The sequence below is a fragment of the Thalassomonas sp. RHCl1 genome (assembly GCF_947387555.1).
Lineage (GTDB): Bacteria > Pseudomonadota > Gammaproteobacteria > Enterobacterales > Alteromonadaceae > Thalassomonas.
Map to the genome: position 1 here is coordinate 225,250 of NZ_CANDNZ010000005.1, position 18,336 is coordinate 243,585.

Consider the following 18,336-nt stretch of genomic DNA (forward strand, 5'->3'; position numbering starts at 1 on the left):
TAAATGGGTTAATCTGTAGATGGTTGTTATGGCAGTGGGCAAAACCCGGGGTTAACGCACACCTTCCCCGACATAAGGGTTATGGATGCGCTCTTCACCGAAGGTGCCCATAGGGCCATGTCCGGGAATAAAGCGAACATCATCCCCCAGCGGAAACAGGTTTTCTTTTATGGATTTGATCAGGGTTGCGCTATCGCCACGGGGAAAATCGGTACGTCCGACAGAGCCGCGAAATAAAACATCCCCGACCTGGGCCAGTTTTGAGGGACGGTGGAAAAAGACCACATGCCCGGGCGTATGTCCGGGGCAAAAGTACACTTCCAGTTCGATATTGCCAAAGTGCACTTTATCCCCCTGCTCGAGCCAGCGATCCGTTTGAAAAGCTTCGGCGTGGCTAAAGCCAAAGCGCTCTTTTTGCTCGGGAATAAGGTCTATCCAGAACTGATCTTCGCTGTGGGGCCCCTCAATTTTGACACCAAAATGATCAACCATGGCCTGGGTCGCCCCGGCATGGTCAATGTGGGCATGGGTCAGCAACACTTTAGCTAAGGTCAGTTTTTTTTCACCGATGAAGGCGATTAATTTTTCGATATCACCGCCGGGATCAACTACCGCTGCCTGCATGGTTTCATCACACCAGAAAATGGTGCAATTTTGCTGGAACGGCGTCACCGGGATTATTTGATATTGCAGCATAAGGAGCCCCTTTAAAAAAAGAGCCAGTATAAATAAATATCAGGGTAAGCGAAAGCATCTTACTGCCGGATATGATTGCAAATATCAAGAAGCATAAGCTTTAAAGGAGCTGATAGGCTAAGTTATTGCCTGCAGGTTTCAAAGATAAGTAAATGGCTTTAACAATTAGAGGATGAAAGAATAAAAGTCATTGGATAAAAAAATGCCCGGGCTTTGCCCGGGCATTTCATTACTTGTTTATCTCTAATTTCTTATTAACTTATTGCTAAGTTAACGCTCAAATTAGAATTTAACGTTAACACCGGCAGTAATACGACGACCGATTACGTCAAAGTAAGCACCTTCATCAAACGCATATGGGTTGATTGGCGGTGTTCTGTCTGCAATGTTTTGCATACCAACACGTACTTCTACGTCATCAATTACATTATAATTTACAGTTAAATCAAATGTAGTGTATGAAGGAATGTCGTTGTAGTTATTCACTTCAGGCGTCCAGTCATTTCTGTCATATACAGTGCTATGTCTGTAGTTACCGATCAGAGCTATACGCAGATCTTCATTATACTGGTAAGCCGAAGTGAAACGAGCTCTCCAGCGAGGTCTGTCGATTTCACCTGTGTAAGTTTTGTTATCGGCAGAAAGACCAGTGGCGTTTACTTCACGATTTTCTAAGTAAGTCGCAACCAATTTAAAGTCAAACGTACCGAAAGATGTATCTAGCTTATAGCGAGACTCAATATCAACACCGCTGATTTTTTCAATCGCAGCGTTTAATGAAGTCTCATAGTAACCGTTTACTTCATGAGTATTCGGGTCACGAGTGAACTTGCTACAGAACGGGTTGTCAAGACTATCAGACTGGTAACAGAATGCATTGGCATCTTCATACTCATAGAAGCGGATAGCATCTTCAATTTCAAACTTCCAGTAATCCACTGTAATATCGAAATTTTCTAAGTAGCTAGGCGAGTAAACAAAACCAACTGTGATATCGTCAGATACTTCGTTTTGAAGATCCGGGTTACCACCTAAGTCACCTTCAAGTGAACCACCGTTGTACCAGTCATCAGACGGCGTCCAACCGGCAGGAATACCATCGGCAGCACAGTTACGGGTTAACTGCTCTTTGTATTCGCTCTTTTCAATAAAGTCGGCAGCACAAACTTCTGCACGAGTAGCAAACTGTGTACCGGCAGGTGAGTATAACTCTTCAATGTTTGGAGCACGTACTGATTGAGCTTTCGCGGCACGAATTCTCAAATCGTCGTTAAGCTGCCAGTTAAGAGATACTTTATAGGCACTATCGGTACCGGTAGAGCTGTAATCCATGTGGCGGTAAGCCATTTCAAGACTTAAGTCTTGTGCCAGGTACTGATCGGCCAGTAACGGAACAATAACCTCAGCTGAGTATTCTTTTACTTTAACTTCACCCTTGTAAGAATCGCCTGAGTTACCAAAGATAATACCGGTACGGATACCTGTACCAGGAGTTTCAAACGCTCTTTCTTTACGCCAGTCATAACTGAAAGCTGCCTGAACCGCGCCTGCAGGTAAGTCGTATACATCACCACTTACTGTAACGCCCCAGCTAGTTTGATAGTGACCACGCTCAGCTGTAGCGACAGTAGAGATATAGTCATTCGCTTCTGGAGAAACTTCATTTTTACCTAAGAAGTTAACCGGAGAACAACCCGCCAAAGCACCAACAACTTCACCGTCATCGTTACGGTCGGCACAAACGATTTGACCGTCAACTTCAACTGCATCAATAGCGTTGATCAGGTTCTCAAGGATAACTTCCCCTTTCCATGCCGTGTCTTGTTTCATTTGACCGTGCTGGAAGTAGGCAGAGTATGCCCAGTCATCGTTAATGATACCGTCAAGGCCTAAAGAAGCACGAACCGTAGCACGCTCTTGTACATATTTACGAGGACCGAAATCATCACTTAAACGACGCATGCTGATGCTGCTAACGCCAGCTTCATCCATAGCTGCTGCTAAGTCATCTTTAATATAGGCATTGTCACGCTGAATAACCAACTGGCTAGAACGCAAGAAAATAGGCGTGCTCTGACCGTGTGCTTTACTGTCTGAGTAAGTCATATCCCAGGTCAGTTCATGGTCGTCGTTAAGCGCCTGATGACCGGCAAGGTTAACAGTGAAACGTTTTAACGGCGTACGGAAGAACTCATCGGCACCGTATTCAATACCATCACCGAATGGACCTGTGTAGTACCAAGGTCGAGAAGAACCTTCGATGCCGCCAGCTTCTTGACGGGCATTATTATTGTTAAATGGACGTAAGTTGCCGTTTTCATCAAACGTCCAGTGATCGCCGCCTAAGAAAAATTCACTTGATTCATCATAAAGACCGTAATGCTCGGCTTCACCGTGTTGAATCATACCTGGGATGCCATCGTCACCACTGGTATCATCCGGGTTAGGACGTGATTCAGACGGGTTGTTGCGGTACCAGGCTTTATCCAGCATGGCCATTTGATCTTGCTCAGCATAATCAATGTTGAAGATGTAACCGCTGTCTTTTTCTTCTTTACCGAAAGTTAATGAAGCAAAGTCTTGATCACCGCCACCTTCATTTGGACGAGTGGTTGCTACGTCAATTTCAATGCCATCAAAAGACTTACGAGTGATGATGTTAACAACACCGGCTACGGCATCGGCACCGTATACAGCAGAAGCACCACCAGTAGTGATCTCGATACGCTCAATGAAAGATGTCGCGATGTTGTTTAAGTCAACTGAGTTACCACCGGCAGAACCAGGGATAAAGCGTCGGCCATTAACCAATACCAAAGTACGGTCACTGCCCAGGCCACGAAGGTCTGTAGTGTTTAAGCCGTTGGCATAGATGAAGTTGTTTGAGTTTTCAGGGCTTAAGCCAACATCAGCAGAAGGCATTTCTGCTAAGAAGTCGTTGACGTTACTGATACCGGCATCTTGTAATTCAACGCGGCTGATAACTGTAACAGGAACAGGAGAGACCGCCCCGATACGTTTAATTTTTGAACCGGTAACTGAGATACGCTCAACAGTTTCTGCTTCTTCAGCGAATGCCGGTAACGAAATTGCAGTGCTCGCGCCAACTAACATGGCTAAACGAACAGCTTTAGCGATTTTGCTATTGCTATACATATTATTTTCCCTGGAAAATTTCATGATTTATATAAAGATTTATTATTAAAATTATTTCTTGTTTCTGTTTGATGATTTTTTGTAAATTAAAATTACAAAATTCACGCCCAATAGTAAACGGATCCCAGTAACACGGTCAATATAATTAGGCAAATTCTTTTACATTACTTTTACAAGTATCGTAAATATCCAGTAAAGTATGTAAACAAGTCATTATAATTAAAGGACTTAGCAAGAACTGGACCTTTTTTAACCAGATAAAACAAAGCCCAACGAGGAGCCTCGTACTTTAGTATTGATCCCCTTATCTTTCCCTTGCTATAGTCTGCTAGCCTAATTTGTGTACCAGATAACAATCCATCAAGAGATGAAATGGTGACTTTCTTTAGTTGAACGAAATTTAACCCCGGTTAAATAAGTTGAGGATGCCTGCTATCGAAGCTTATTACTGATTCATAGCGGCAAGCGTTAATACCAATAAAAATAAGGTAGGGAAATGAAAAAAAAATTCATCACAAGGACATTAACAGTAGCCATCTCTCTGGCACTCGGCCATAACACTGTATCCGCACAACAAAATCCTGCACCACAGGCAGAAGAAATCGAGAAAATATCCATTCTCGGCTCCCGGGTGTCCAGCCGCACCGCCACCGAATCTTCGGTACCGGTCGATATTATCAGCGCCGAATCTCTGACCAAAGGCGGCTTTACCGAGCTGGGGCAGAGCTTACAGGCCACCGCGCCGTCATTTAACTTTAGCCGCACCCAGGTTTCCGACGGCTCAGACTTGTTCCGTCCAGCGACCCTGCGCGGCCTGCAACCGGATCAAACCCTGGTCTTGATCAATGGCAAACGTCGCCATAACCAGGCGATATTTGGCTTAAACGGTACTGTCGGCGCCGGCGCCGCCGGTACAGATATGAATGCCATTCCGATGACGGCGCTGAAAAACGTCCAGGTGCTGCGTGACGGCGCCGCGGCGCAATATGGCTCAGACGCTATTGCCGGTGTTATCAACCTCAGCTTAAAAGACACTACAGATATCACCTCAGGTTATTTCCAGGGCGGGGCTACCGGTGAAGGTGACGGGGAAGTATTTTCCATGGGCCTGAACACCGGCTTTGATATCGGCAAGGATGGCGGCTTTATCAACCTCAGCGTTGAACTGCGCGACGGCGAAGGCACCAACCGTGCGCAGCGGGATATCGGCGGCTCTTCCACCACGGCCCGCGGCACGCTTTCCGATAAAGTGCGCTGGGGACAAGGTAATGCCGAGTCTGAATTTATCTCCACCTTTTATAATATGATGGTCCCGGTTAACGAGCTGGAAATTTATTCTTTCGGCGGCTTCTCCAACCGCACCGCTTTGGGCAACGGTTTTTTCAGAAATTATGATGAAGCGGCCAAAAACGTGCCCCAGGTTTATGCCGACGGCTTCCTGCCCTACATAGACAATGAAGCAGAAGATATTTCTGTCTCCTTGGGCCTCAGGGGTGATATCAACGACGACTGGCAGTTTGATCTTTCCGCCGTTTACGGGGAAAACAAATATGATTTTGACTCGAAAAACACCATCAATGCTTCTTACGCCGCCGAATACCTGACTAATAACCCGGATGCCACGGACGAAGAAATTGCCGCCAATGCCGGTCCGACTTCCGGTTACTCCGGCGGTTTCCGCTTTGACCAGCTAACCTTTAATGCCGATGTTTCCGGTATCGTCGAAATCGGTTTTGATGAACCCCTCTATGTTTCCTTCGGCGCTGAATACCGGGAAGAAAACTATGAAATCGTCGCCGGTGAAGAAGCCTCTTACGCCTGTGGCCTTGCCAATAGCGATACCTCTTTCGCCTCGGTTATCGATCCAGATACCTTTGCCGAGTGTGGTTTTCAGGCCTACCCCGGCCTCAGACCCGATGCCTCAGGCGAGGCCGACCGCGACAGTTATGCCTTTTACCTGGATTTAGAGCTCCAGTTGACCGAACAATGGAATGTCGGCACCGCCTTTCGCTATGAAGACTTTTCCGATGCCGGCGATGACTTAGTCGCGAAACTGTCCAGCCGCTATGACTTTAGCGACGATTTCGCCCTGCGCGGCGCCGTCTCTACCGGCTTTAGGGCGCCGTCGTTGCAGCAAAGCGCCTATACCGCCTACACCACTAACTTAGGCGCCGGAGGGGTGTTATCTCCTTCATTCACCGCCACCGCAGGCTCCCCCTTCCCTTCGGCGCTTGGCGTAGACGGTTTGGATCTGGAAACATCAGAAAGCATCAGCTTAGGAGCGGTCTTTAATATTAACGATGAGATTTCTGTCACCTTAGACGGTTACCATATCGAAATAGAAGACAGGATCACCTTAGGCAGCATGTTGTCTCCTGAAGATGTTGCTTTTAACCAGGCCGCCGTCGATGCCTTAGCAGCAACAGGCGCAGATCAGGCGAACTATTTTGCCAACTCGGTCAATTCCACCACCAAAGGACTGGATTTGATCATCACCTATAACACAGATATCGCAGACGGCAGCCTGGCGGTCACCCTCGCCGGGAATATCAATGAAACTGAGATCGACAGCGTGAATGCCCCCGACGGTATTCCCAAGTCAGTAGCGCTGGATGATTTGCAACGCAGTTTCCTCACCGACGGCCAACCGCAAGAGCGTGCCACCCTGACCTTTGATTATTCACGGGATAAATGGGGCGCTATTGTCCGGGCGAACTACTATGGCGAAACCGATGTGATTTATTTCGGTAACGACCATATCGGATTGCCGGATTCAATATTGGTGAACGACACCTTCAAAGATACCAGTGTGGTGGAATCTGCGGTATTGATCGATATTAACTTCGATTACCAGATTAATGATAACTTCACCCTGGCCGCCGGCATCAATAACCTGTTTGATGTGACCCCGGATGAACTGGGGGAAAATGAAGCATTAGACTTTATCACCAACCAGGCATTTAAATATCCGGTGCGTGCCCTGCCCTACGGCTTTGACGGTATGAGTTATTATGCCCGGGTCAACTTCAGCTTTTAAGTGCTAGCAGCCATGTAAAACCAAGATTCAGCCAGGTCTTTTCCTGGCTGAATACCCTCCGGTCATACAGACTTTTGATTCTCATTTTAAATTACTTTTTTGAATGTAAAACAACAAGAAAATGAATTAATCTTTTCCTGTCGTAAACGTTATATTGGTGAGCGGAACAATACCGAAAAATAAAGATAATAAATGACCATGTACCGAGACTTTGATTTAGCCAGCTTAGAGCGGGAATACTCGCCCAGCAGCTGTATTGATGATATCAACCTGTATATCAAGCAATACATAGACTTAAGCCAGGCGGCAACAACAAAAGCACAAAAAGAGCAAAAACTGATCGCCGATATCCCCTATGGCCTGCTGCCGGATGAACGCCTGGATCTCTATTTGCCCACCCGAAAAAATCATAAAAAACTCTTTGTTTATATTCATGGCGGTTACTGGCAAGAGCTGAGCAAGGCCGAGTCTTCTTTTGCTGCCAGCAACTTCCAGCAACAAGGCTACAGCTTTGCCGCCGTTAATTACACCCTGGCCCCGGATGCCAGCCTCAGTGAAATCGTAAACCAAAACCGTAAAGCCATTGCCTACCTGATAACGTCGGCCGCCGAATTTGGTTATGAAGCGGATGAAATCTATCTGTGCGGCAGCTCAGCCGGCGCCCATCTGGCGATGATGATGTTATATACCCGCTGGCAGGATTTCATTCCCCAAAATCAACTGCCGCCGGGGGGCTTGCCGGAAAATCCCATCAAGGGCATATGCGCCGTCAGCGGCATTTATGATCTGACCCCTATTGCCGAAACCTACATCAATGAACCGCTGCAATTAACCGAGGCGGAAATCGAGCACAACAGTCCGTTATTTCACCTGCCAACCACCAAAATACCGGTGATCTTTGCCTACGGCGAGCAGGAAACGTCAGAATTTAAAAGGCAAAGCCATGAGATGTGTCAAAAGCTCGAACAGGCAGGCTTTCCCGTCACCCTAAAGGAAGTCAGCAAACGCAATCACTTCGATGTTATTTTGGACTTAGCGGACAGCAACAGCTGGTTATGTCGGCAGGTTTTTGCCCAGATGCAACTTGAGTCCCCGCTTAACGCAACGGCTGAAAGCATGGAGACTTAACTAACGTTGCAGGATTTTTGTCAGTAATTTTACCGGGCTATCTAAGTGCGGCTGTTTAACATACACCAGATGCCAGTATATTTTCACCCCTAATTTACCGAGGCGAACGGTTTGAATCTGCCCTTCGCCGTCAAGGGCATTGGTCCCCGTCTTACCGGCAAGGTGGGGCTCAATCAGGTTTTTCGACATTATGGTGACGCCGATATTCGCCTTTACCAGCTCCACTATCGCTTCATTAAAGCCCACCTGCAGCACTTTACGCGGCATGATATTTTCCGGCTGGAAAAAAAGCTCATATTCACGATCTTTTTCCGGTACAACAGAGTTGGTGATATAGGTTTCATCAACAAAGTCCTGCGCCGTTAAAAATGCCTGCCCGGCTTTGCTGTGTTTAGCCGACAAACAGGCCAGCAATTCGTCTTCGAGCAGAAACTCGCTGCCATAAAGGTTATTGTCCAGCGTCAGCTGCTGATTGGCGCTGGAGACGATGGCAATATCCACTTCCCCGTGAAATAACGCCGTTAACGGCTGTTTCGCGGCATTGGCGGTGATCTCCAGTTCAATGCCCGGCAAATGTTCGCTAAACTGGCGCATCACATCCGGCAGCCAGCGAAACGAGGCATAATGGGGCAAACCTAGACGTAATACCAGCTCGATGCCGCTGCTCAGCCTGGCAATGTCATGCTCGGCACGCGCCAGTTCTTCAAGAATTTTTTTCGCCGAATGCAGCAGGCGCTCACCGACGGTAGTAATGATCAACTTGCGGCCGCGGCGGTTAAATAACTTGGTCTTTAACCGCCGCTCGGCTTCACGGATACGGTTAGATAAGGCCGGCTGAGTAATAAACAGGCTCTCGGCCGCCTCTTTCACCGTTTCCGCCTGCGCTATGGTACAGATCATTTTCAGGTGGCTGATATTGAGCTGGCTTTTGCTAAAATCCATTAAAAACCCGTTAAAAGCATGAAAAAAACTACCTTAATCAAGCGATTCATGTCATGCAACTAAATTTCAAGGTTTAGCTATTATCACAGACAAGTATGACCGCCGGGTTATAAATGGGTGCGCAATTCAAATAACTCAGGGAAAAAGCTGATATCCAGGGCTTTTTTCAAAAACTCCACCCCGGAAGAGCCGCCGGTGCCCATCTTGTTGCCGATAATGCGCTGTACGGTATACATATGTTTAAACCGCCACTGCTGGAAAGCATCTTCAATATCAATGAGCTTTTCCGCCAGCTCATACAAATCGAAATGTTGCTCGGCATTTTGGTAAACATGAATCCAGGCTTTTAACACCGACTCATTACGGCTATAAGGCTGGCTGAAATCCCTGTCGGTGACCGCCGGATCGATTGCCATGCCGTTTTGGCTCAGTAAAATCAACACCTCATCATATAAGCTGGGTTTATGTAAAATATCAGACAGCTCCTGATGTACTTGCGGCTTGCTTTCATGCACCTGCAAAAACGAGGCATTTTTATTGCCCAATAAAAACTCCATTTTCCGGTAACCGTATGACTGGAACCCGGAAGAGTGCCCCAGGGCATCACGGAATTTCAGGTAATCCACCGGGGTTAAGGTGGAGAGCACATTCCACGACTGGGTCAGCTGATTTAAGATATGTTTAACCCGGGAAATCACCTTAAAGGCATGGCTGTAATTCGCCTCTTTGAGGTTATTGACCGCCGCCGTCAATTCATGTCCCGCTAGTTTCAGCCATAACTCGCTGGCCTGGTGGATAACAATAAACAGCATTTCATCGTGCTCACCGGTAAGCGGTGTTTGCGCCGATAAGATCTGATCAAGATTGAGATAATCCCCGTAAGACATATCATCATTAAAATCAGTATGAATGGAGCCTTCAAACTCCCTCTGGTTGTAATGGGGGCAACTCATGCTTTGACTTCCTTTTTCTTCGATAAGGTTGGTGATAGACCAGGTGATAAGGGATTAGATACCGTTTCAGGTAAGATGTTCGCCGTTAATTTTTCTTGTGCTAACTGATATAACAGCCGGTAAGTACAGTCCGCTTGCCAGTTCTGCTCGATATCCGGTAAATTCATGACCTCATCCATAATTTCTTTTTGCACTTCCCCTATGGCCAGTGCCTGGGCATAGGGCAGTTCGGGTGAGAAAGTTACCATAGAATACAAGGGGATCCAAAGCTCGGGATGCATTTCACTGAATTTGGCTTCTATTTTTTTCCTCAGCAAAAACCTGGCATCGCCGGCTAAATCACTCATTTCCACGAAATTACGTTTCGCCAGCTCGATAATGGCATCGCAATTTTCCTTACGCGCCTGCTGATAGGCGGGCAAGATCTCCCCCCAGTGATGTTGATGTTCTTCTACCAGCTCGGCTAAAACCCGGCAGTCCTCAAAACCGCAATTCATGCCCTGACCGTAAAAAGGCACCATGGCATGGGCGGCATCGCCGATAAGCGCAACTTTATCCCGGATCACCCAGGGATCTATATGCACCAGACACAGCGGCGACGGCGCTTTTGCCATAAAAGTCGCCACCGGATCTATTAATAAAGGCATGGCATCGGGAAAATATTCCCGGAAAAAATGACTGACCTTAACTTCATCATCCAGGGACTGAAAAGATAATTCCCCCTGCAAGTCCATAAACAAGGTACAAGTAAAAGAGCCATCGGGATTGGGCAAAGCAATCAGCATAAAGTTTTTCCGTGGCCAGATATGCAGGGCATTTTTCTCCATCATAAAACTGCCGTCGCTGTTTGCCGGGATCGTCAGTTCGATATAGGTCTGCGGCATATAATCCAGGCTGTAGCTGATCCGCTCTCCGGGCAGCTCCTGTGCCAGGCGCCTGACCTTGGAAAAGGTGCCGTCGGCGCCAAAGATCAATTCACGGTGATAATCAACACTCTCCTTCCCTGAAATATCAAAAGAGCAGGTGCCACTGTCAAAATCAAGCCCGGTAAGTTTATGCTCGAAATGTACCTCCACTCCGGCTTGCTGCTCTGCCAGGGTGATCAGCTGCTCATTGATACCGGCACGGGAGACCGACCAGATGGCCTGGTTGTCCCGGCCATAAGGCTGCCGGGTCAGGCTGCCGTCTAGTGCATGTATCATGCGACAGGTCATCGGGATGGCCTGCGCCCGTATCTCCTCATCCAACCCTATGGCTTTTAGGGCAAGCCAGCCGCGATCCGACAACGCCAGGTTAATGGATTTTCCCTGATAAAGCGCCTTGCTACGTGAGTCAGGCCTGGATTCAAACAAATCGATTTTATAACCTTTCCTGGCCAACATCACCGCCAGCAGCGACCCGACAGGACCGGCGCCGACAATAGCAATATCTTCTTTTACCTGATTTGTCATCTTTATCGCCCCCTAGTGATGGCTTTGTGAAAGTAAATTTCTTAAGGTTTCACCGAAACGATAGACATCTTCAAAGCTGTTATACAAAGGTGTCGGCGATAAACGAATAACATCCGGCTCACGGAAATCTGCAATCACCCCTGCTTGGGTTAAAGCTTCAAAGAATTTTTTATCACTGCCGATAAGCTTTATCGACAGCTGGCAACCGCGCTTTTCTGGCTCTGTAGGAGTAATAATTTGCAGCTGGTAGTCGGGAAACATGGCCACAACCTGATTGAAAATATATTCCAGGTAAGCGGTGAGTTTCAGGCTTTTTTCCCTCAGTCGTGCCATACCCGCCTCAGCGAAGATATCCAATGAGGCTTTTAATATCGCCATGCCCATCACGGGTGCATTGCTGATCTGCCAGCCCTCGGCCCCTGTCATCGGCTGAAAATTGTTTTCCATCAGAAAACGGCGTTCTTTATCATGGCCCCACCAGCCGCCGAAACGTTTAATATCGGTATTGTTACCATGGCGGTCATGAACAAAGATCCCGGCCACATTACCGGCGCTGCCGTTAAGGTATTTGTAACTGCACCAGGCGGCAAAATCGACATCCCAGTCGTGCAAATATAAAGGTACATTACCTGCTGCATGGGCGAGATCAAACCCCGCCATGGCCCCCGCCTGATGGGCGGCTTGTGTCAGGGTTTTCATATCAAACAGCTGACCAGTGAAATAGTTGACTCCGCCAAAAAACACTAATGCCAGTTCATCTTTGTGCTCTTCAATGGCCGCAAGGATATCCTCTTCCTGGATCAAAAACTCCCCTTCTCGCGGGGCAATTTCGATAATGGCTTCATCGGGGTCAAAGCCGTGATGTCGCACCTGGGTTTCCAGCAGATAACGATCGGAAGGGAACATTTTCGCTTCACTGATGATTTTAAAGCGTTTGCCGTCAGGCTGATAAAAAGAGACAAACAATAAATGCAGGTTGGTGGTCAGGGAGTTCATGCACACCACTTCAGACTCGTTCGCCCCGACCAGCTCGGCTGAAGCCGGCGTCAGAATTTCATGATAACTGACCCAGGGGTTTTTACCGTGAAAATGTCCTTCAACGCCCCACTTCGCCCACTCATCAAGCTCGCTGTTAATATAGTCTCTGGCAGATTTTGGCTGTAACCCCAAAGAATTGCCGGTAAAATACAGCACTTGCTGGCCGTTTATCACCGGATGATGAAACTGTTGCCGGTAATGGGCCAAGGGGTCGAGTTTGTCCTGCTCCTGGGCAAATGCCAGGGAATTTTCAAATGTCATGGTTATCCTTTTTAGCTCTAATTCTGTTGCTGTTTGCTCACCCTAAGGGGCTTTGTCTTCACCCGGGGTTAACTTTCACTGAAATTACCCGCCGAAGTTAGACACAAAAAAAACTTTCGGCATTATTTGCCAGCAACTTCTGCCGGGTATTGTCGGTTAATCCCGGAGTAGTTTTGATTAACTGCCCCATTTGTTGCTCGCCCAAGGGAAAGGGATAGTCGGTACCGAACATCAAGCGGTCCTCACCCATTTTTTTTATTAAAAATTGCAGGGCATCACCATCGAATACCGCGGTATCTAAATAAAAACGATCCAGGTAATGGCTGGGGGGATGTTCGGACTTTCCGCGGGCAATATCTCTGTGCAGCCAGGCATTTTCCAGCCGCCCCAATAAAAAGGCAAACGAGCCGCCACCATGGGCAAAACAGATTTTTAACTTATCACTTAAACGGTCAAAACCGCCGCCGAGGATCAGGGAAACAATCGACAGCTGGGTTTCAGCCGGCATGCCGACGGTCCAGCCCATCATATAATCTTTGGTGCGCTCACTCGCCATCATGTCCCAGGGGTGAACAAAAACCGCAATATCTTCTTCGGCGCAGTGCTGCAAAAAGGTCAGCACCGCGCTGTCATCCATGTTCTTTAAACCGACGTGATTGCCGATTTGCACCCCGACATGACCATTTTTCTTCGCCCGGCTCACTTCTTCACAGGCGGTATCGGCATCCTGAAGCGGTACCTGGGCCATGGCAAATAATTTTCCCTGACCAGCGGCGCATATCTCCAGGGCGGCATCATTAAATAACTGCGCGCAGTAAAGGGCCTGGGCAACGGGCTTTTCATAAGCAAATAAAATAGGCGTCGCGGAAATAATCTGCTTGTCTACGCCGTCACGTGCCATTTCTTCAAGACGTACCTGGGGGTCCCAGCAAGCAGAATAGATCGGCCGAAATTCCTGCTCTCCCTTCATCAACATCGCCTTGCCATCACCGGCATGTCTGAGCCAGGGCCAGTCGCCACCATGAGGCAAACCGCCGAATTTCAGGGATAAGTCTTCCCAAGATTTTGGAAAAAAATGTGAATGAATATCTACAACTTTCATTATGCGTGTTTCCTTTAAACTTTACTTTCCAGCGTTACCCAACCTTCGGGCGGCTCCTTGCCCGGATGCATTTCACCACACTCGGGACAGGTACGGGCCAGGTCATCCTGATAGAATCCCTGATACAGAGGCGGCAAATCGTCAACAATAGACTCAAGTCGCACCTCTTTACGGTGCACCAGCGCCTGGCAGTTAAAGCAATACCATTCAAAAGCATCCAGCTCGCCGGGGGGCCGTTTCGGCTCTATCACCAAGCCGATACTGCCCGCCATCGGCCGCTGCGGCGAATGACGCACATGTGCCGGCAAGAAAAAAATATCGCCTTCACGGATAAAAACATCCCTGTGCTCACCGTCTTCGATAACTTTTAACACCATATCGCCTTTGAGCTGGTAAAAAAACTCTTCTACCGGATCGTCATGGAAATCGGTACGCTTATTCGGACCGCCGACCACAGTGACCATCATATCGGTATCCTGCCAGATCTGGACATTCCCCACCGGAGGTTTAAGCAGGTGTTTGTGCTCTTCAATCCATTGATGAAAATTAAACGCGGCTAATTTACTCATGATTTGTTCCTTAGCTTTTCTTTCGCTATTTACTGGTGCTACGCCCGGACACTTTCCTGCTCAAGGCTGTTAATCGCTGCCTTTTTTCCCTATGCCGGGCTTATAGGCCACCGCCTTGCATTCAATCAATAAATGCGGGTGAGGCAGCTGGTGTACGGCAACGGTAGTGCGTGTTGGCCCGGTTTCATCAAAATATTCGCCATAAACCTGGTTATAACCACCAAAATCATTCATGTTCACCAAAAAACTGCTGATCTCAACCAAGTCACTTAACTCAGCGCCGACCGAATTGAGGATGTCGCCAATGTTCTCAATTACCGCCCGGGTTTGTGCTTGAATATCCAGGTTTGTGGTGCCCATTTCATCTACGTCAACACCGGCAAAGCTGTTATCCGGTAACCGTGAACTGGTGCCGGAAATAAAGATAAAATCACCGGCGACTTTCACATGGGGAAATGCTCCCCTGGGTTTTGCTTTTCCCGCCACCAATTTAGCTGTTGTGCTCATTTCGTTTATTCATCCTATTGATTGTGATGCTTATTTTTATGCCAATAAGTATTTAGCTTGCTTAATGTTTACAGCAGCAAGTTAATCATCAATTTTTATACAAATATTGCTGGGCTCACTGTAGAAGGCGAGTGAATGCTCTCCCCCTTCCCTGCCAATGCCAGATAATTTAACCCCGCCAAAGGGTGCGCGCAGATCCCGTAAGAACCAGGTGTTCACCCATACCAGGCCAACATCTATTTGTGCCGCCACCCTATGGGCCTGTGCCAGATGTTCGGTCCAGATAGAAGCCGCCAGGCCATAAGAGGTGTTATTGACCCGGTTAATCACTTCATCTTCATCGTCAAAAACCGATACATGACACACGGGACCGAATATCTCTTCCTGGTTTACCCTGGCTTCATCTTCCAGGCCGGTAAGTATGGTCGGCTGAATAAAACAGCCGCTGTCTCTTTCATCGTTGAACACAGGAACACCGCCGCCGGTGACAACCTCGGCTCCTTCATCCCGGGCCAGTTGATAATAGGCCAGGACTTTTTGCTGGTGCACCTTTGAGACCAAGGGGCCCATAAATACATCCTGCTCCAGCGGATAACCGATCTTGATGTTTTCTGCCGCCTGCTTCAGGCCTTCAAGGAAAGGGGGAAATAATGAACGGTGCACATAGACTTTTTCGGTACACAAACAAACCTGACCGCAGTTGGTAAAGGTTGACCGTGCAATGCCGGTAATGGCTTTTTCGAGATCCGCTTCGGCAAAAACGATGGCGGCATTTTTGCCGCCTAATTCAAAAGAAATAGGTTTGACCGTATCCGCCACAGATTTCATGATTTGTTTGCCGGTTGCCGATGCGCCGGTGAAAGTCACCGCATCGATACCGGGGGCCGAGGTGAGTTTGTCGCCAACGGCCTTACCACGTCCCAAAATAAGATTGAAGACGCCTTTGGGCACCCCTACTTCGTCCATTACCTGTGCCAGCAATACTGCGGTAGAGGAGGTTTCTTCAGAAGGTTTTAAGATCACGCAGTTACCACAGGCCAGTGCCGGGGCAACTTTCCAAGTGGCCAGCAATAAAGGGAGATTCCAGGGAGAGATCACCGCCACCACCCCCAGCGGTTTGTTCACGCTGTAATTAAGGGCTTTTTCCCCGTTGGCGGTTTCTGTGATAAAACTCTCACCTCCCTGGTATTTCACCTGGTCGGCAAAAAAGCGAAAATTAGCGGTACCGCGGGGAATATCTATGGTTTTAACCTGAAATAACGACTTACCGGTATCGGCAATTTCCGCATCAATGAACTCCTGCTCACGTTCAGCCATGCGATCCGCAACTTTATGCAGCAAAGCGCTACGTTCATTAACACTTAGCCGCCCCCAGGGGCCTTTGAGTGCCGCGCGTGCACTGCTGATGGCATGGTTGATCATGGCCTCATCGGCTTCAGAAATACCGGCGATGACCTCACCGTTAACCGGGTTGATATTGTCAAAGTATTCGCCGCTATCGACAAATTCACCGTTAATATATGATTGAAGTATATCCATTCTTGCCTGCGCTTATCCGTTATCGGCTTTAATATCATTAGCTTAAGTATTACTTAGCATGGCTGTTCCCTAACTTAACCTGCACTTTCTTAACTAACGTAAAAGCCTAAGTAAAAGTCAGGTTAAAGGGCTTAAAAGCAGCCGTTGATATTTCACTCTATCCCTATTATTTAGATAACAATAATTTTATTAATTTTACTTTTCAATAAAAAAAATGAATGTATATTCAGGGTGCTTAACTTTAAGTTAACTGCCTTAGTCATCTCAAGAGACAGATAAGCCAAAGAGACTGGAATTTTGTTTTTGGCATAAAGCTTAAACAGATAGTCAATCACTTGTTAAAATTGCTTCCCTATCCCGCCTTAACTCGGTAAGCTCGACGCAAATTAAAAAAATAAACCATTAAAAGATGTCCATAAGCAGAGATTCCTTTCATTCACGTATCGGCTTTGTCCTGTCGGCAGCCGGCTCGGCCATAGGCCTGGGTAATATCTGGGGTTTTCCCACCAATGCTGCCAATAACGGCGGCGGCGCCTTTTTATTTGTTTATCTGGTAGTCACCCTGCTGCTGGCATTGCCGGCCCTATTTGCCGAAATTTATATCGGTAACCAGGCACAAAAAAACCCGGTCAGCGCTTTGGGAGAAGCCTGTGCCAACCGTATGCCGCGAGTTGGCCGCACGGTAGGTAAAATAGGCCTGTGCGGCGCGATCATGATGTTAAGTTTTTATACCATAGTTGCCGGCTGGATGCTGGCCCATGCCTTGTCGGCTATCAGCGAATTAGCCGGTTTAGCCGAGCTATCTGCCTGGCTCTCCAGTGACAGCACAGTACGTAATATTATCTTTACCCCGGTATTTATCCTGCTAGGGGCTGCAATTGTTCATCAGGGGGTTCATGGCGGTATCGAAAAGTGGTCGGCCAGGCTAATGCCACTGTTACTGGTGATGCTCATCGGCCTGATTGTCTATATCCTGCAACAAGAAGGCGCAGGACAAGGACTGGCTGTGTACCTGATCCCGGATTTTAGCCAGGTTACCGACCCCAAACTGGTAATTTCTGCCATGGGCCAGGCATTTTTCTCCCTGTCCATCGGGGTCGGCGGCATGATGGTCTATGGCTCCTATATGCAAAAGGACAAAGACTTAGGTAAATTGGTGCTCTCTATCGGCGTGCTGGATACCATGATCGCCTTTTTAGCCGGTTTGTTGATCATTCCGGCGTTATTCGTCGCCCAGCACGCAGGTCATGAAATCTTTAATAACGAAGAGCTGATCGGGGAAGGCCAGCTGATCTTCCAAATTCTGCCGGCGTTATTTAATTCCATGGGCACGGTCGGGTTGATCGTTGCAGCCGGCTTTTTCTCGCTGCTCTCTATTGCCGCCCTGACCTCTACCATCTCTTCCACTGAAGTGCCGGTATCGTACCTGGTAGAAGAAAAAGCCTTATCCCGTAAAAAAGCCACCTGGCTGGTTTCCTTTATTGTCTTATGCAGCAGTATGTTGCTGGTGGCCTTTTTCGATACTTTATTCGGCCTGGTGATCCGGGTATTAACCACAATTTTCCAGCCGCTGAGCTGTTTATTTTATTTCTTCGTGGTCGGCTGGATCTGGAACCGGGGTAATAAACTCACCGATAAAGCCGTGCTGGATAATAATATTTACTTGAAACTCTGGGGTAATTACCTGCGCTTTGTTTGCCCGGTATTGCTAACCATAGTTTTCATCAATGTCGCCTTTATTGCCTGATTGACGGCGGCAAGATAAGTAACCCTTTTTTCACTCAAGTTAAAAAAGGGTTACTCTATTGTCAGTAATTTTTACATCAAAGATATTCCAGAAAACAAAAACAACATAACCATATGTTATGTAAGCCTTTATCTACCTTGGCACACCTTGTGCTAATAGCAGAATATATACAAACCACTTAATCATTATAAAAAGAATTCAAAAACTACC

Annotated in this window: 13 protein-coding genes; 3 read left to right on the forward strand and 10 right to left on the reverse strand. The window is 47.6% G+C overall.

Annotated elements, in window-relative coordinates; translation table 11 throughout:
* Positions 1 to 51: 51 nt before the first annotated feature.
* Both QL234_RS15970 and QL234_RS15975 read right to left on the reverse strand, forming a co-directional pair.
* Positions 52 to 693 carry an MBL fold metallo-hydrolase gene (locus tag QL234_RS15970; protein ID WP_281559012.1) on the reverse strand — a complete coding sequence of 214 codons (642 nt, stop codon included), beginning with the start codon at positions 691 to 693 and terminating at the stop codon, positions 52 to 54.
* 285 nt (positions 694 to 978) lie between these two features.
* Positions 979 to 3,852, reverse strand: coding sequence for a TonB-dependent receptor (locus QL234_RS15975; protein WP_281558816.1), 2,874 nt, complete (start codon positions 3,850 to 3,852; stop codon positions 979 to 981).
* Between the two features lie 496 nt (positions 3,853 to 4,348).
* On the opposite strand from QL234_RS15975, the gene QL234_RS15980 reads away from it, so the two are divergent.
* The gene (locus tag QL234_RS15980) at positions 4,349 to 6,889 is read left to right on the forward strand and encodes a TonB-dependent receptor (RefSeq protein WP_281558817.1); all 2,541 of its coding nucleotides are present in this window, start codon (positions 4,349 to 4,351) and stop codon (positions 6,887 to 6,889) included.
* Positions 6,890 to 7,081: 192 nt separating this feature from the next.
* On the forward strand, positions 7,082 to 8,017 hold the full coding sequence (locus QL234_RS15985) for an alpha/beta hydrolase (protein ID WP_281558818.1): 936 nt from the start codon (positions 7,082 to 7,084) through the stop codon (positions 8,015 to 8,017).
* Here QL234_RS15985 and QL234_RS15990 read toward each other — a convergent pair whose 3' ends face one another.
* The 8 genes from QL234_RS15990 to QL234_RS16025 form a co-directional block, all read right to left on the reverse strand.
* Complete coding sequence (locus tag QL234_RS15990; protein WP_281558819.1) at positions 8,018 to 8,959, reverse strand: LysR family transcriptional regulator; 942 nt, start codon at positions 8,957 to 8,959, stop codon at positions 8,018 to 8,020. It lies immediately after the preceding gene.
* A gap of 107 nt (positions 8,960 to 9,066) precedes the next feature.
* Positions 9,067 to 9,912 (reverse strand): tryptophan 2,3-dioxygenase, encoded by an 846-nt coding sequence (gene kynA / locus QL234_RS15995; protein WP_281558820.1) that lies wholly within the window; start codon positions 9,910 to 9,912, stop codon positions 9,067 to 9,069.
* Positions 9,909 to 11,363 (reverse strand): NAD(P)/FAD-dependent oxidoreductase, encoded by a 1,455-nt coding sequence (locus tag QL234_RS16000; protein ID WP_281558821.1) that lies wholly within the window; start codon positions 11,361 to 11,363, stop codon positions 9,909 to 9,911. Before QL234_RS16000 ends, kynA begins: the two co-directional genes overlap by 4 nt.
* Positions 11,364 to 11,375: 12 nt before the next feature.
* Positions 11,376 to 12,662 (reverse strand): kynureninase, encoded by a 1,287-nt coding sequence (gene kynU, locus QL234_RS16005; protein ID WP_281558822.1) that lies wholly within the window; start codon positions 12,660 to 12,662, stop codon positions 11,376 to 11,378.
* A 97-nt stretch (positions 12,663 to 12,759) separates the two neighbouring features.
* Positions 12,760 to 13,764, reverse strand: a complete 1,005-nt coding sequence (locus tag QL234_RS16010) for an amidohydrolase family protein (RefSeq protein WP_281558823.1) — start codon at positions 13,762 to 13,764, stop codon at positions 12,760 to 12,762.
* Positions 13,765 to 13,778: 14 nt separating this feature from the next.
* Positions 13,779 to 14,333, reverse strand: a complete 555-nt coding sequence (locus QL234_RS16015) for a 3-hydroxyanthranilate 3,4-dioxygenase (protein WP_281558824.1) — start codon at positions 14,331 to 14,333, stop codon at positions 13,779 to 13,781.
* A gap of 69 nt (positions 14,334 to 14,402) precedes the next feature.
* Positions 14,403 to 14,840 (reverse strand): RidA family protein, encoded by a 438-nt coding sequence (locus tag QL234_RS16020; RefSeq protein ID WP_281558825.1) that lies wholly within the window; start codon positions 14,838 to 14,840, stop codon positions 14,403 to 14,405.
* 81 nt (positions 14,841 to 14,921) lie between these two features.
* Positions 14,922 to 16,379 carry a 2-hydroxymuconic semialdehyde dehydrogenase gene (locus QL234_RS16025; RefSeq protein ID WP_281558826.1) on the reverse strand — a complete coding sequence of 486 codons (1,458 nt, stop codon included), beginning with the start codon at positions 16,377 to 16,379 and terminating at the stop codon, positions 14,922 to 14,924.
* A 409-nt stretch (positions 16,380 to 16,788) separates the two neighbouring features.
* Between QL234_RS16025 and QL234_RS16030 the strand changes: the two genes are divergently transcribed.
* Positions 16,789 to 18,126 (forward strand): sodium-dependent transporter, encoded by a 1,338-nt coding sequence (locus QL234_RS16030; protein ID WP_281558827.1) that lies wholly within the window; start codon positions 16,789 to 16,791, stop codon positions 18,124 to 18,126.
* The last annotated feature ends 210 nt before the right edge of the window (positions 18,127 to 18,336 follow it).